Origin of the sequence: Pseudomonas sp. XWY-1, assembly GCF_002953115.1 — a bacterium.
GTDB classification, from domain to species: domain Bacteria; phylum Pseudomonadota; class Gammaproteobacteria; order Pseudomonadales; family Pseudomonadaceae; genus Aquipseudomonas; species Aquipseudomonas alloputida.
The window spans coordinates 128,511-143,572 of record NZ_CP026332.1 but is presented as its reverse complement, the minus strand read 5'-3'; the positions used below and the strand labels follow the sequence as shown (position 1 = coordinate 143,572).

Sequence of the window (15,062 nt, the reverse complement as noted above, 5' to 3'; positions counted from 1 at the left end):
AATTGTTTACTCAACACCGATTCAAGGCGAACATTGGCCAGCTGCTCCAGCACCAGGGCGTGATAACCCTTATCAGCACAGCTTCGCAGCACCAAAGAATGCCAGGGTGAGCCGGCCTGACCTTAACGACGGCACACCCACCCCACCCACCACAAGGATGAAGAGAGCGCCGCGTGGAATCCGAAGTCAGTCGAGTTCAACTCAGCCACGATCCACGCAGTCAGCATGACGATCCCCTGCTGGATAGTCTGCTGAGCCTGTGTGTCCTGCACCAGAAGCCCGCCAGCCGGGTCATGCTGACAACAGGCCTACCGCTACCCGCCCAGCGCCTGAGCCCTGAACTGCTGCCCCGCGCTGCAGCCCGGGCAGGCCTGCAGGGGCGCCTGCTTCAGCGAAAGCTGGAGCAGATCCCAAGTATCGCCATGCCGGCCATGCTGCTGCTCAAGGAGGGCCGCAGCGCCGTCCTGCTCGGCTGGGAGAACGATGACACCGCGCGCCTGCTACTCAGCGAGAGCGACGGTGGCGAGGTGCACGTCAGCCGCGAAGCACTGCTAAGCGACTACAGCGGCCGCGTGTTCTTCGCGCAGCCGCAGCACAAGTTCGATGTCAACCACGGCAACCTCATCCCACGAGCGAAGTCGTGGTTCCGCGACACCCTGCTGCGCAGCAAGTGGTTGTATATCGACGCCATCGCCGCCAGCCTGGTGATCAACCTGATCGCCTTGGCCGCGCCGCTGTTCGTGATGAACGTGTATGACCGGGTGGTGCCAAACCAGGCCACCTCGACGCTCTGGGTATTGGCCATCGGTATCGCCGGCGCGTATATCTTCGACCTGATCCTCAAAGGCCTTCGCGGCCTGTGCCTGGACCTGGCAGGCAAGAAGACCGACCTGATCATCTCGGCAACGCTGTTTGAACGTATCGTCGGCATGTCGATGAAGTACCGGCCGGCGCGGGTCGGCAGCTTTGCCCAGAACATTCACGAGTTCCAGGGCCTGCGCGACTTCCTCGCCTCGCTGACCCTGACCAGCCTGATCGACCTGCCCTTTACCATACTGATTTTGATCGTCATCGCCATCATTGGCGGGCACCTGGTGTGGATACCGATCATCGCCTTCCCGCTGGCTCTGGGCATCGGCTACGCCCTGCAGCGGCCACTGATGGCGACCATGGAGCGGACCATGGCTTTGGCATCAGAGCGCCAGTCCAGCCTGATCGAAACCCTCGCCGGCCTGGATGCGGTAAAGGTCAACAACGCCGAGAGCGAACGCCAGTACATGTGGGAACAGACGCTCGGCACCCTAAGCCGCCTGGAGCTGCGGGTGAAGGTGCTGTCGAGCCTGGCGATGAACATCACCCTGCTGATCCAGCAACTGGCAGGCGTGGCAATGATCTGCGTCGGCGTGTACCTGATCATTGATGGCAACCTCAGCATGGGCGGCCTGGTGGCTTGCTACATGCTCAGCGGCCGCGCCCTCGGCCCGTTGGGCCAGCTCAACGGCCTGCTGGCCCGCTACCAGCAAGCCAAGGTGACCATGGTCTCCACCGACCACATGATGGATCTGCCGCAAGAGCGCAACTTCGAAGAGCGCCCACTGAGCCGCAAGGTGCTGCAGGGCAGCGTCGAGTTCCGCGGGGTCGACTTCACTTATCCGAACCAGCAGAACCTGGCCCTGAAGAATATCAACCTGACCATCCGCCCTGGCGAGAAGGTCGGTATCATCGGCCGCAGCGGCTCCGGCAAGAGCTCGCTGGCCAAGCTCATTGTCGGCCTGTACGAGGCCGATGGTGGCTCGCTGCTGGTCGATGGCGTCGACATTCGCCAGATCGATGTCAGCGAACTGCGCCACAACATCGGCTACGTCCCCCAGGATATCCAGCTGCTGGCCGGCACCTTGCGTGACAACCTGGTCAGCGGCGCCCGCTACATCGAGGACGAATTGATCCTGCAGGCCGCTGAACTGGCGGGCGTACATGAATTCGCCCGGCTGCACCCCGACGGCTACGAGCTGCAAGTGGGTGAACGCGGGCAGAACCTGTCCGGCGGCCAGCGGCAGAACGTCGCCTTGGGCCGTGCGCTGCTGCTCAACCCGCAGATCCTGCTGCTGGACGAGCCGACCAGCGCCATGGACAACACCGGTGAAGAACGCCTCAAGCAGCGCCTGCAAGCGGTGGTGGAGGGCAAGACGGTACTGCTGGTCACGCACCGTGCCTCGTTGCTGTCACTGGTAGACCGGCTGATCGTGATCGATCGCGGGCAGATTGTCGCCGACGGCCCGAAAGCCGCGGTCATGGATGCACTGAAGAAGGGGCAGATCAGTGTTGCATAAGCTGGATATGGGGCAGTTCAAGGACGGCCTGCGGCGCTATTTCAAAGGCAGCGACTCGCTTGGCGGCCAGCCGCTGCCCGAGGTAAACAAAGCCCTGATCGAAGATGCACCGCGGGTGGTGCGGCTGACCATCTGGGGCGTGATCCTGTTCTTCGTGTTCTTAATTGTATGGGCCAGCGTTGCGCCCATCGACGAAGTTACGCGGGGTGAAGGCAAGGCCATTCCGTCTTCCAAGGTGCAGAAGATCCAGAACCTGGAGGGCGGCATCGTCGCCGAAATCTTCGCCAAGGAGGGGCAGATCGTCGAAGTGGGCCAGCCATTGCTGCGCCTGGATGAAACCCGCTTCGCCTCCAACGTTGGTGAAACCGAGGCTGACCGCCTGGCCATGGCCCTGCGAGTCGAACGTTTGAGTGCCGAGGTAGAGGACCGCCCGCTGATTATCGACGAAAAGCTGCGTAAAGCCGCGCCAAACCAGGCGGCCAGTGAAGAGTCGCTGTACCAGAGCCGGCGCCAGCAACTGCAGGACGAAATTGGCGGCCTGCAGCAGCAGTTGGTCCAACGCCAGCAGGAGCTGCGCGAATACAGCTCCAAACGCACCCAGTACGCCAACAGCCTTGAGCTGCTGCGCAAGGAAATCAGCATGTCCGAACCGCTGGTGGCAACCGGCGCGATTTCCCAGGTTGAAGTGCTGCGCCTGCGCCGTGCTGAAGTGGAAAACCGCGGTCAGCTGGACTCCACTGCGCTGGCGATCCCGCGCGCAGAGGCGGCGATCCGCGAGGTGCAAAGCAAGATCGAAGAAACGCGTGGCAAGTTCCGAAGCGAAGCGCTGACCCAGCTGAACGAGGCACGCACCGAACTGAACAAGGCTACCGCCACCAGCAAGGCGCTGGACGACCGGGTGCACCGCACACTGGTCACTTCGCCCGTACGCGGTATCGTCAAGCAACTGCTGGTGAACACCATTGGCGGGGTAATCCAGCCAGGCAGCGATATCCTCGAAGTCGTGCCACTGGACGACACGCTGGTCATCGAGGCGAAGATTTTGCCCAAAGACATCGCCTTCCTGCACCCTGGCCAGGAAGCGACGGTCAAGTTCACCGCGTATGACTACACCATCTACGGTGGGCTAAAGGCCAAGCTGGAGCAGATTGGCGCCGACACCATTACCGATGAAGACAAGAAGACTACGTATTACCTGATCAAGCTGCGCACTGATCGCAGCCACCTGGGGACTGACGAGAAGCCACTGCTGATCATTCCGGGGATGGTGGCGACGGTGGACATCATGACAGGCAAGAAAACCATCATGAGCTACCTGCTCAAGCCGATCATGAAAGCGCGTTCGGAAGCGCTGCGGGAGCGGTGATAGCCAACCTGCAGGTTTCGCCATTGCTTTAGGAGCGGCCTCATGTCGCGACAAGGCTGTACAAGCAGCCCTGCAAATCGCTACGTGAACCTGGGGGCCGCTACGCGGCCCTTTTGCGGCTCTAGCCCACGCCTACAGCGGCACGCGGGAGGCCATTCAGCGCCAAGGCGCAGGCTCACCCACCAGTTTCCCCTGAATCCCGCCTACTCCCATCTCCAGCAACACCAACCGCTCTCCTTCCGTCTCGACTCGCTCGGCAATCAGCGGCAGGTCGATGCTATGCGCCGCACGCTGGATCGCTTCGATGAACAGCCGCTTGTGCTGCTCATGATCGATGTTGCGGATGTAACTGCCGTCAATCTTCAGGTACGCCAGGCCCAAATGCGCCAGGTTGCCAATCATGCTGAAGCGCCCACCGAAGCGTTGCAAAGCCAACCCGAAGCCAAGCCCATGCAGGCGCCGGGTGAGTTGCTCCAACGCGGCCTGCTCAGGCAACTGCTCCTCGCCAATTTCAAAAACCAGCCGCGGACCGAGCGCCGCATTCTGGCCCAGCAGCTCGAAAACGCGCTGAAGGGCCTTGGGGTCGGCCAGGGTGGCGGCGGACAGGTTCAACGCCAGCACCTGGTCATGCCCTCGCAGGTGCGCCAACACTTTCTCCAGCACCAGCACATCCAGCCGCGGCATCCAGCCGAAGCGCTCCAGCCAAGGCAGGAAGCGGCCCGCCGGCAAGGCCTCGCCCTGGCCATCGCGCAAACGCGAAATAACTTTGTGGTGCAGTACCCGTTGCGAGGAAGCGCACTCTATCACTGGCTGGAAGAACAACTCGAAATGCCCATTGATGAACGCCTGGTCGAGCCGTTCGTGCCAGGCATGCTGGCTATCTGCAGCAACCGCAGCAACACCTTGCTCAAGGCATACCCAGCCCGGCGTTGGCTGATTCTCAGCGCGGGCCAGAGCCTCGTCGGCCAGCTTCAGCAATGCCTGGGGTGAATCACCAGGGCTGAATGGTGCCAGGCCTATACAAGCCACCGGGTCGATATCACTGGCCCCCGTTTCGTGCAGGCTCTGCAACGTTGCCTCCAGAGCCTGGGCAAGGTGTACTGCCTCCTCATGCACCATGCCCGGTGCCAGCACTGCAAACTCGCCGCCGCGGCTGCGGGAAATGAGGTCGTTGGTTTCCGGGTAGCTGGCACAAGTACGACGCAGCTGTTCACCTACCGCTTGCAACAACTGGTCGGTACGCTGGCCGCCAAGGCGGGCGTTCAGGCCAGCCAGGCCCTGAACCCGCAGCAACAGCAGGTAGCCGGCGCGCGCGTCTTCCAGGTTGCTTACCCGATTGTTCAGCTGCATTTCAAAATAGCGGCGGTTCGACAGCCCGGTCAGGCTGTCCTGGTAGGACTCCGCACGTAGCCGCTCACTGCGCTCGGCCTGCTCGGTGAACAGGGCTTTGAGTTTCTCGACCATCTGGTTCATCGCTTGCACTACGCGGCGTAGCTCCGGCGTGCGTGGCAACTCTGGCAGGCTGAGGAATTCGCGGCGGGCAATAGCGTGGGATTGCTCGACCATGTAGTCCAGCGGCCTCAACTGGCGGCGCAACAGCAAAGCACCGAGCACGGCACTGGCCGCACCGCACAACAGCAACCAACCCAGGCTGCCCAAGGCGCTTTGCCAAAGCTTGGCAATGGCGAACATCGGGTGGCTGATCACTTCAACGCGCGCGGCCTGCTGCCAGCCACGACTGACGATTGCATCGCCGCCGGCGGCCTCAAGGCCGATCAGGCGCACGAACCAAAGCGGCACACCGCCAGGGTCTGGCTCGGCGTGACGCTCCACCAGCACGGCGTTGGAACCCAGGTCGACGACCTTGATGCTTGCATAGTAACCACTGTCGAAAATCGAGCTGACCATCAGCTCGACCATCGCTGGGTCGTCGATATTCGGCGTCAGCGAAAGCGCCAGCGCGGTGGCCGCATCCTGGGCGTGCGAGCGCAGCTGGTTGACGTACTGGCTGCGCGAGCTTTCCAGGCTGACCATGAAACTGCCACTGAAGGCGACCACCAGGAACAGGCAAATGGCCAACAGCAATTGTTTGAACAGTGACATCTGTGCTCCTTCAGTAAACCGGCTCGGCCGGGAACCCTTCGGCCTGCATTTTCTTCAACAAATCCTGCCAGCGTGACAGCCGCTTGGTATCACCAACCTTCTTGTTCCCTGCCGCGCCCGTCAGCCACAACCCCTCGCCATTGAAGGCGTACACCGGCAGCAGGTCGGTACGCTGGCTTGCCGGCTTTATGGCATCCATCAGACTGTCCAGCACCAAAGGTTGGGCCTGTGGGCTTGAATAATAGGTCAGGACCATGTGTGCCCGGTTCTGCCGCAGCGCCTTGACGTAGGTGATGCGCAGTTTCTCGCTGGGGATTCCCATGCGCCGTAGACTGAAATATTTGGCGATGGCGTAATCCTCGCAGTCCCCTGCACCTTTGATCAGTGCCTGCACAGGTGTGGCCCAGTAGTCGACCTCATGCCACAGATCGATATCCTCGACATAACGCAATTGCTGGTTGAAGAAGCGGTTGACCACTTGCAACCGTTCAAGCTCAGTACCCTGCTTCTGCGTGGCCATCAGGCTCTGCCAAGCATCGATGCGACCCTGCCCGGCACCTAGTGGGCCGTACAGAGCCTGCGACTTGCGGCTGATCTGGGAGAAATCCCAATCCGCGTGCAAGCCGCCCAGCAGAAGACTGCCCAGCAGCGCGGCAAAGCCGACATATCGCACTACGGTTTTGAGCAACCAGGATATCGCCACTGCGAAGCCCTGTTCAGACCAGTCGAAAGCAGCGATGGTGGGGCTTGCCACCGCAAAAGACAATGGCACCCTGCAATCACGCACCCGGCTGTCAGCCCGCCTATACTTTCTGCTTACATCTTTCTATAGGCAGCTTCCTTTGACGTGCGACTTCCTCCACCATAGCCGCGCTTTTGGGGCGCCCGTACCAGTGTGGGTGCAGGTTTGACACACTCACAAGCTGTTACTAGTTTAATTGGATCCAATATAGTCATCGTTGAGGCAGGCGTCGCGTGGCCAAGAAAATCAAATTGAGCAATGTGCTGGCCAGCGAGCAGTTGTTGCCGCATCAGGCCCGTGGCGTGATCGAAGAACGCCTGCGCAGCGCCATTCTCGATGGTCGCTTGCCGCCTGGTACTGCAGTTCGCCAACAAGAGCTCGCCACCTTGTACGGCGTCAGTCGCATGCCCGTGCGCGAGGCCCTGCGCCAGCTCGAAGCGCAATCCCTGTTGAAAGTGGAGATGCACAAGGGCGCCGTCGTTGCACCGCTGATCGGCGAGGATGCAGTGGACACCTATGCCCTTCGCGTATTGCTCGAGAGCGAGGCGCTGCGCCAGTCTATCCCGCTGCTTGATGCCAGCGACATCGCCAGCGCCCGCGGGTATATCCAGCAACTGGAGAACGAGACCAGCCACACCGAAATTGGCCGCCTCAACCGCCTGCTCCACATGGCGCTGTACAGCAAGGCGCCGAACAAGAAACTACTGCGCCTTATCGAGAACGAACTGAACGAGGAAGAACGCTTCCTGCGCTTCCATCTTTCGTCCATGGGCCTGGGCAAGCTCACTCAGGACGATCACAACGCACTGGTAGATGCAGCCAGCGACAAGCTGGTGGACGAAGCGGTAGCGGTGCTGGAACGGCACCTCAATGGCGGGGCGCGGGTGATCCGTAATTACCTGGATACGCAATTGGGGCGTTAGCCCATTACCGGCTTTACGCGTTAATTGATGGGTTGCAAATTAATCTTGCTCCGCCAACAATGAGACTAATTATCATTAACGTCCATTGATGCCGGCGCCCTCCTCCATGCCCAGCAACGATTCCGTGCAAACGCTCTACAGTGACCACCACGGCTGGTTGCATACCTGGCTGCGTAGCAAGCTCGGCAACGCAGCCGATGCGGCTGACCTCGCCCAGGATACCTTCGTCCGCTTGCTACAGCGTCGTGAACAATTGCAGCTGAATGCTCCCAGGGCCTTCCTGCGCACGGTAGCGCGTGGGTTGGTGATCGATCATTGGCGCCGCGAGGAACTGCACAGGGCCTACCTGGAGGCTTTGGCCCATGTGCCGGAAGCACTGGTCCCCTCAGTCGAGACCCGCGAGCTGCTGCTGGAATTGCTTGAACGTATTGCACGCATGCTCGACGGCCTCAAACCCAAGGTACGTCGCGCATTCCTGCTGGCTCAATGCGAGGGGCTGAAGCATCAGGCCATCGCCGAACAGATGGGTATCTCCGTGCGCACCGTTGAGCGCTACATCGCCGATGCGCTCTATCACTGCTACGTGCTGCGCTATGAAGACGACTGCTGATTCCATGACCGTCGCACGCCCTGATCCAAAAACGGTCAGGCAGGCCATTCAGTGGATGCTGCGGCTACGTGAGAGCGGGCACGATCCAGCTCTGCAACAACAGTGCGCGCAATGGCGCAGCAGCCACCACGAAAACGAACAGGCCTGGCAGCGTATGGTTCACCTTCATAAGGACCTCGACCTGCGCGCTATCCCGGGTGCCGGGCTGGCATTGCAGACACTGGAAACCAGCCAGCAGCGCCTGCGCCGTCGACAGGCGCTGAAGCTGCTTGGCGGCGTTGTCATGGCAGGATCAGCGAGCTGGCTGGCCAAAGACCTCGATACTGTGAGTGCCTGGACGTCAGACTATGCCACCGGCACGGGCGAGCGACGCGTCTTCACCCTGCCCGATGGCTCACTGATGCAACTCAATACCTGCAGTGCCGTGGACCTGGCCTTCCATGATCAACAGCGCCTGGTCCGCCTGAAGCATGGGGAATTGATGATCAACTGCAACCCCCGGAATCCCCTGCTGGTACAAACCCGCGACGCGCTGCTTGAAGGCTTCGAAGGACGCTTTGTGGCCTATCAGGATAGCGACTACACACGTGTCAGCGTCAGCCACGGCAAAGTGGCGATACACCGGCCTGGTGCTGGCCAACTTCAGTGGATCGAAGGTGGCCAGAACTGGCGCCTGGATGCTCAAGGTGCGCACCGGCTCGCGCACATGGACATGGATGCGATGGCCTGGACTGAAGGGTTGATCGTCACTCAGGACATGCGCCTCTCCAACTTCCTCGCGCAGGTCAGCCGCTATCGCCATGGTTACCTGGGCTGCAGCAATGATATTGCCGACCTGCGCCTGTCGGGGGTGTTCCGCCTCGAAGACCCGGAGCAACTGCTTCGGCTGCTACCGCAGACGTTGCCCGTACGACTTCGTCGACGTACACGCTGGTGGGTGCATGTAGAGAGCATCACCTGATAAGGCGTTATCGATTTCTGGCGGGTTTTGAATCCAGGTCCGGCTAGGACAGTAAGCAACACTTTCTGCCCTCGACACTTTAACGGACCCTTCATGTCTACCAACCCGGTGTTAACCCACACTTTCAGCCCGAATGATTTTCGTCCAGTCCTGCAATCAGCTCACTTGCGCCATGCCATCCGGGCTGTTCTGTTTGGTACCGCCCTGGGCCTGGCAACTGTTCCGCAACTTTCCGTTGCGGCCGACACAGCCGAAGTGAGCCAACACTATGCAATACCAGCTGGCCAACTGACCGACGTGCTCAACACAATCGCTCGCCAGGCCGGGATCACCCTATCGAGCACGCCTCAGCTGACCGATGGCCTGCATTCCAACGGACTGCAGGGGCAGTACACAGCCGATCAGGCGCTGCGCCAGTTGCTAAATGGCAGCGGACTGGAAGCCGTCAGCCAGGGGGGACGTAACTATGTGCTGCAGGCACAGCGTCAGAACGCTGCCCTGGCATTGCCAGACACCGACATCCGTAGTTTCTCCCTCGGCAACGCACTGGGCAGCATGGAGGGTTACAACGCCACGCACAGCCAGGTGGCGACCAAGACCAGCATGCCCTTGGTGGAGACATCCCAATCGGTCTCGGTGGTTACTCGCCAGCAAATGGATGATCAGGGCTCTCAGACCGTTGCCCAAGCCATGCGCTACACGCCTGGAGTACTGACCAACCCGTACGGTGCCACTCATCGCTATGACTATGTAGCCATGCGCGGCTTCAACGACGGTTCGGTGGACAACATCTACGTCGATGGGCTCAAGTCAATGGGAGACAACGGCACCTACAGCACAATGCAGGTAGACCCATACTTCCTTGAGCGCATCGACATTCTCAAGGGACCGTCCTCGGTACTGTACGGGCGAAGCTCGCCGGGTGGCCTGGTAGCCCTGACCACCAAGAAGCCACTCTTTGCCCCTTACCATCAGGTTCAGGCCACGGTAGGTACTCAGGGCCAGCGTGGCGTGGGCTTCGACTTCAGTGGGCCTGTGAATGACGACAAACGCATTGCGTATCGCCTGACGGGTTTGGCGGATGCTTCCGACACTCAGTTCGACCACAACAAGGAAGAACGTTACGCCATCGCCCCTGCTATCAGTGTCGACTTCACCGAAGACACCTCACTCACGCTGCAGGCCTATTTGCAGCACGACCCTAACGGTGGGTACCACGGCGGCAACCCTGCAGACGGCATGCTGCACAAACGCAACGGTTTTCGCCTGTCAGACCATTTCTTCGAAGGCGAGCCGAGCATCGACAACTACGAGCGCACGCAGCAATCCTTCAGTTACCAGTTTGAGCACCGCTTCAATGATGTTTTCACCGCGCGGCAGAACTTCCGTTATCAGGATTCCGACGTGTCGATGGACCAGGTGTACGCCGCCGGCTGGGCAGATGTTGACAGCAACATGCTAAACCGCGCCTATACCGGCGGCGACGAGCGTCTGCATTCATACATCATTGATAACATGCTGCAGGCAGAGTTTTTTACTGGGGCCGCCAAGCACACCCTGCTCTTGGGGGCTGACTACCAGCGGCGCAAAGCCGACGTGACATGGCGTTATGGCACCGTCGACCCGCTGGATGCTGGCAATCCGCAGTACGGCAATGGCAACCTTCAGGTACTGAGCGAGAACCGCTACCAGCGGCGTTTGCAACAAACGGGTGTGTACCTGCAGGATCTGGTGGAGCTGGACCAGTGGCGCTTTTCCTTGGGACTGCGCCAGGACTGGGTGAAGGTGTCCGAAGAGAACCGTGACAGCGACAGCAAGGTCAGTGATCAACGCTCCAGGTTCACCTCCCGGGCTGGAGTGCTCTACCTGTTCGAGAACGGCATTGCGCCCTACATCAGCTACTCGGAGTCGTTCAACCCGAACACCGTGTCCGACCAGCAAGGCCGGCCGCTAGCACCGACGGAGGGCACTCAGTGGGAAGCCGGCATCAAATATCAGCCACCAGGGAGCGACAACCTGTTCACCGCATCGGTGTTCCGCATCGAGCAGGAGAATTTGGCGTCTAAACAGCCTGACGAAGACTTCTACCGCCCTGTCGGTGAAGTCCGCTCGCAAGGGCTGGAGCTGGAGGCCCATGTGCAACTGACCGACAGCCTCAAACTGCTGGGTGGCTATACCTTCACCGATATCGAGTATTCGAAGTCAATGCCGAGCCTTGTGTCGGGCAACTTGGACAACAAGGGTAATTCGCCGACTCAGGCGCCGAAACAGATGCTCTCGCTGTGGGCCGACTATAACTTCCGCCAGGGGGCACTGGATGGCCTGCGGCTGGGCGGTGGGGTGCGATATGTGGGGTACAGCTGGGTCGATGCGGAAAACAGCATGAAGGTGCCTTCCTACACCCTGTTCGACGCCTCGATCGGCTATGACCTGGGCAAGGTCGGCCTGACGGGTGTGGATGTGCGCTTGAACGCCAACAACCTTACCAATGAAAGCTACATTACCTCATGTGCCAGCCTGAACTACTGCTACATGGGTGAAGAGCGCAATGTGAGCGCCACGGTCAGCTATCAGTTCTAACCGATATTGAAACCCGGAAAAGACAAAGCCCCTGTCTGCATCGCAGACAGGGGCTTTGGGTTTGAATCTTGACGATGACCTACTCTCACATGGGGAAACCCCACACTACCATCGGCGATGCATCGTTTCACTGCTGAGTTCGGGATGGGATCAGGTGGTTCCAATGCTCTATGGTCGTCAAGAAATTCTGTGTGCTGGCCCGTCCCTAGGACGTGCCTGCGAATCTGTGTAGTTCCTACTTAAAGACAAAACCCCTACCTGCATGCGCAGATAGGGGTTTTGCGAAATGAATCTTGACGATGACCTACTCTCACATGGGGAAACCCCACACTACCATCGGCGATGCATCGTTTCACTACTGAGTTCGGGATGGGATCAGGTGGTTCCAATGCTCTATGGTCGTCAAGAAATTCTGTTGCCAGAATGTCCAGATGGACAGCCCAGCGAATCCGGATATGCGATATTTGTGGTCTTACGAATTTTCGGGTCTTTCGTCTTCACCACCGCAATCTGCGTCAGCAAATTGCTTGGGTGTTATATGGTCAAGCCTCACGGGCAATTAGTATTGGTTAGCTCAACGCCTCACAGCGCTTACACACCCAACCTATCAACGTCGTAGTCTTCGACGGCCCTTTAGGGGATTCAAGATCCCAGTGAGATCTCATCTTGAGGCAAGTTTCCCGCTTAGATGCTTTCAGCGGTTATCTCTTCCGAACATAGCTACCCGGCAATGCCACTGGCGTGACAACCGGAACACCAGAGGTTCGTCCACTCCGGTCCTCTCGTACTAGGAGCAGCCCCTCTCAAATCTCAAACGTCCACGGCAGATAGGGACCGAACTGTCTCACGACGTTCTAAACCCAGCTCGCGTACCACTTTAAATGGCGAACAGCCATACCCTTGGGACCGGCTTCAGCCCCAGGATGTGATGAGCCGACATCGAGGTGCCAAACACCGCCGTCGATATGAACTCTTGGGCGGTATCAGCCTGTTATCCCCGGAGTACCTTTTATCCGTTGAGCGATGGCCCTTCCATACAGAACCACCGGATCACTAAGACCTACTTTCGTACCTGCTCGACGTGTTTGTCTCGCAGTCAAGCGCGCTTTTGCCTTTATACTCTACGACCGATTTCCGACCGGTCTGAGCGCACCTTCGTACTCCTCCGTTACTCTTTGGGAGGAGACCGCCCCAGTCAAACTACCCACCATACACTGTCCTCGATCCGGATGACGGACCTGAGTTAGAACCTCAAAGTTGCCAGGGTGGTATTTCAAGGATGGCTCCATGAGAACTGGCGTCCCCACTTCAAAGCCTCCCACCTATCCTACACAAGCAAATTCAAAGTCCAGTGCAAAGCTATAGTAAAGGTTCACGGGGTCTTTCCGTCTAGCCGCGGATACACTGCATCTTCACAGCGATTTCAATTTCACTGAGTCTCGGGTGGAGACAGCGCCGCCATCGTTACGCCATTCGTGCAGGTCGGAACTTACCCGACAAGGAATTTCGCTACCTTAGGACCGTTATAGTTACGGCCGCCGTTTACCGGGGCTTCGATCAAGAGCTTCGCTTGCGCTAACCCCATCAATTAACCTTCCGGCACCGGGCAGGCGTCACACCCTATACGTCCACTTTCGTGTTTGCAGAGTGCTGTGTTTTTAATAAACAGTCGCAGCGGCCTGGTATCTTCGACCGGCATGGGCTTACGGAGCAAGTCCTTCACCCTCGCCGGCGCACCTTCTCCCGAAGTTACGGTGCCATTTTGCCTAGTTCCTTCACCCGAGTTCTCTCAAGCGCCTTGGTATTCTCTACCTAACCACCTGTGTCGGTTTGGGGTACGGTTCCCAGTTATCTGAAGCTTAGGAGCTTTTCTTGGAAGCATGGTATCAACCACTTCGTCGCCTAAAGGCAACTCGTCATCAGCTCTCGGCCTTGAAATCCCGGATTTGCCTAAGATTTCAGCCTACCACCTTAAACCTGGACAACCAACGCCAGGCTGGCCTAACCTTCTCCGTCCCTCCATCGCAATAACTGGAAGTACAGGAATATTAACCTGTTTTCCATCGACTACGCTTTTCAGCCTCGCCTTAGGGACCGACTAACCCTGCGTCGATTAACGTTGCGCAGGAAACCTTGGTCTTTCGGCGTGCGAGTTTTTCACTCGCATTGTCGTTACTCATGTCAGCATTCGCACTTCTGATACCTCCAGCAAGCTTCTCAACTCACCTTCACAGGCTTACAGAACGCTCCTCTACCGCATCATCGTAAGATGATACCCGTAGCTTCGGTGCATGGTTTGAGCCCCGTTACATCTTCCGCGCAGGCCGACTCGACTAGTGAGCTATTACGCTTTCTTTAAAGGGTGGCTGCTTCTAAGCCAACCTCCTAGCTGTCTAAGCCTTCCCACATCGTTTCCCACTTAACCATGACTTTGGGACCTTAGCTGACGGTCTGGGTTGTTTCCCTTTTCACGACGGACGTTAGCACCCGCCGTGTGTCTCCCATGCTCGGCACTTGTAGGTATTCGGAGTTTGCATCGGTTTGGTAAGTCGGGATGACCCCCTAGCCGAAACAGTGCTCTACCCCCTACAGTGATACATGAGGCGCTACCTAAATAGCTTTCGAGGAGAACCAGCTATCTCCGAGCTTGATTAGCCTTTCACTCCGATCCACAGGTCATCCGCTAACTTTTCAACGGTAGTCGGTTCGGTCCTCCAGTCAGTGTTACCTAACCTTCAACCTGCCCATGGATAGATCGCCCGGTTTCGGGTCTATACCCAGCGACTAAACGCCCTATTAAGACTCGCTTTCGCTACGCCTCCCCTATTCGGTTAAGCTCGCCACTGAATATAAGTCGCTGACCCATTATACAAAAGGTACGCAGTCACCTAACAAAGTAGGCTCCCACTGCTTGTACGCATACGGTTTCAGGTTCTATTTCACTCCCCTCTCCGGGGTTCTTTTCGCCTTTCCCTCACGGTACTGGTTCACTATCGGTCAGTCAGTAGTATTTAGCCTTGGAGGATGGTCCCCCCATATTCAGACAAAGTTTCTCGTGCTCCGTCCTACTCGATTTCATTGACAAGAGATTTTCGTGTACGGGGCTATCACCCACTATGGCCGCACTTTCCAGAGCGTTCCACTAATCTCAAATCAACTTAAGGGCTGGTCCCCGTTCGCTCGCCACTACTAAGGGAATCTCGGTTGATTTCTTTTCCTCAGGGTACTTAGATGTTTCAGTTCCCCTGGTTCGCCTCTTGCACCTATGTATTCAGTACAAGATAACCAGCTTATGCTGGCTGGGTTCCCCCATTCAGAGATCTCTGGATCACAGTCTGTTTGCCGACTCCCCAAAGCTTATCGCAGGCTACCACGTCTTTCATCGCCTCTGACTGCCAAGGCATCCACCGTATGCGCTTCTTCACTTGACCATATAACCCCAAGCAA

At 58.4% G+C, this 15,062-nt stretch carries 8 protein-coding genes and 3 rRNA genes; 6 read left to right on the top strand and 5 right to left on the bottom strand.

All coding sequences use genetic code 11. From position 1 onward, the window contains the following. Positions 1-173 precede the first annotated feature (173 nt). Both PRJ_RS00685 and PRJ_RS00680 read left to right on the top strand, forming a co-directional pair. On the top strand, positions 174-2,330 hold the full coding sequence (locus PRJ_RS00685) for a type I secretion system permease/ATPase (RefSeq protein ID WP_003256004.1): 2,157 nt from the start codon (positions 174-176) through the stop codon (positions 2,328-2,330). A gap of 7 nt (positions 2,331-2,337) precedes the next feature. Beyond that, positions 2,338-3,696, top strand: a complete 1,359-nt coding sequence (locus PRJ_RS00680) for an HlyD family type I secretion periplasmic adaptor subunit (RefSeq protein WP_177429905.1) — start codon at positions 2,338-2,340, stop codon at positions 3,694-3,696. 156 nt (positions 3,697-3,852) lie between these two features. On the opposite strand, the gene lapD is transcribed toward PRJ_RS00680, so the two are convergent. Together lapD and lapG are read right to left on the bottom strand one after the other, a co-directional pair. Further along, positions 3,853-5,799, bottom strand: coding sequence for a cyclic di-GMP receptor LapD (lapD, locus tag PRJ_RS00675; protein WP_104960566.1), 1,947 nt, complete (start codon positions 5,797-5,799; stop codon positions 3,853-3,855). A gap of 10 nt (positions 5,800-5,809) precedes the next feature. Then, a complete protein-coding gene (lapG, locus tag PRJ_RS00670; protein WP_011953175.1) occupies positions 5,810-6,571 on the bottom strand; it encodes a cysteine protease LapG in 762 nt (253 codons plus the stop codon). A gap of 203 nt (positions 6,572-6,774) precedes the next feature. Here lapG and PRJ_RS00665 point away from each other — a divergent pair, with 203 nt between their 5' ends. The 4 genes from PRJ_RS00665 (at position 6,775) to PRJ_RS00650 (ending at position 11,615) form a co-directional block, all read left to right on the top strand. Beyond that, positions 6,775-7,464 carry a GntR family transcriptional regulator gene (locus PRJ_RS00665; RefSeq protein ID WP_064492509.1) on the top strand — a complete coding sequence of 230 codons (690 nt, stop codon included), beginning with the start codon at positions 6,775-6,777 and terminating at the stop codon, positions 7,462-7,464. 106 nt (positions 7,465-7,570) lie between these two features. Further along, the gene (locus PRJ_RS00660; RefSeq protein ID WP_014589285.1) at positions 7,571-8,074 is read left to right on the top strand and encodes a sigma-70 family RNA polymerase sigma factor; all 504 of its coding nucleotides are present in this window, start codon (positions 7,571-7,573) and stop codon (positions 8,072-8,074) included. 4 nt (positions 8,075-8,078) lie between these two features. Continuing rightward, complete coding sequence (locus PRJ_RS00655) at positions 8,079-9,035, top strand: FecR family protein (RefSeq protein ID WP_104960565.1); 957 nt, start codon at positions 8,079-8,081, stop codon at positions 9,033-9,035. 165 nt (positions 9,036-9,200) lie between these two features. Next, complete coding sequence (locus tag PRJ_RS00650; RefSeq protein WP_104960564.1) at positions 9,201-11,615, top strand: TonB-dependent siderophore receptor; 2,415 nt, start codon at positions 9,201-9,203, stop codon at positions 11,613-11,615. A gap of 66 nt (positions 11,616-11,681) precedes the next feature. On the opposite strand, the gene rrf (PRJ_RS00645) is transcribed toward PRJ_RS00650, so the two are convergent. The 3 genes from rrf (PRJ_RS00645) to PRJ_RS00635 all read right to left on the bottom strand — a co-directional run bounded on the left by rrf (PRJ_RS00645) (position 11,682) and on the right by PRJ_RS00635 (position 15,046). Continuing rightward, positions 11,682-11,797: ribosomal RNA gene (rrf, locus tag PRJ_RS00645) — 5S ribosomal RNA — on the bottom strand. Positions 11,798-11,906: 109 nt separating this feature from the next. Next, positions 11,907-12,022 (bottom strand): 5S ribosomal RNA (gene rrf, locus PRJ_RS00640). Between the two features lie 131 nt (positions 12,023-12,153). After that, a 23S ribosomal RNA gene (locus tag PRJ_RS00635) occupies positions 12,154-15,046 on the bottom strand. Positions 15,047-15,062 lie beyond the last annotated feature (16 nt).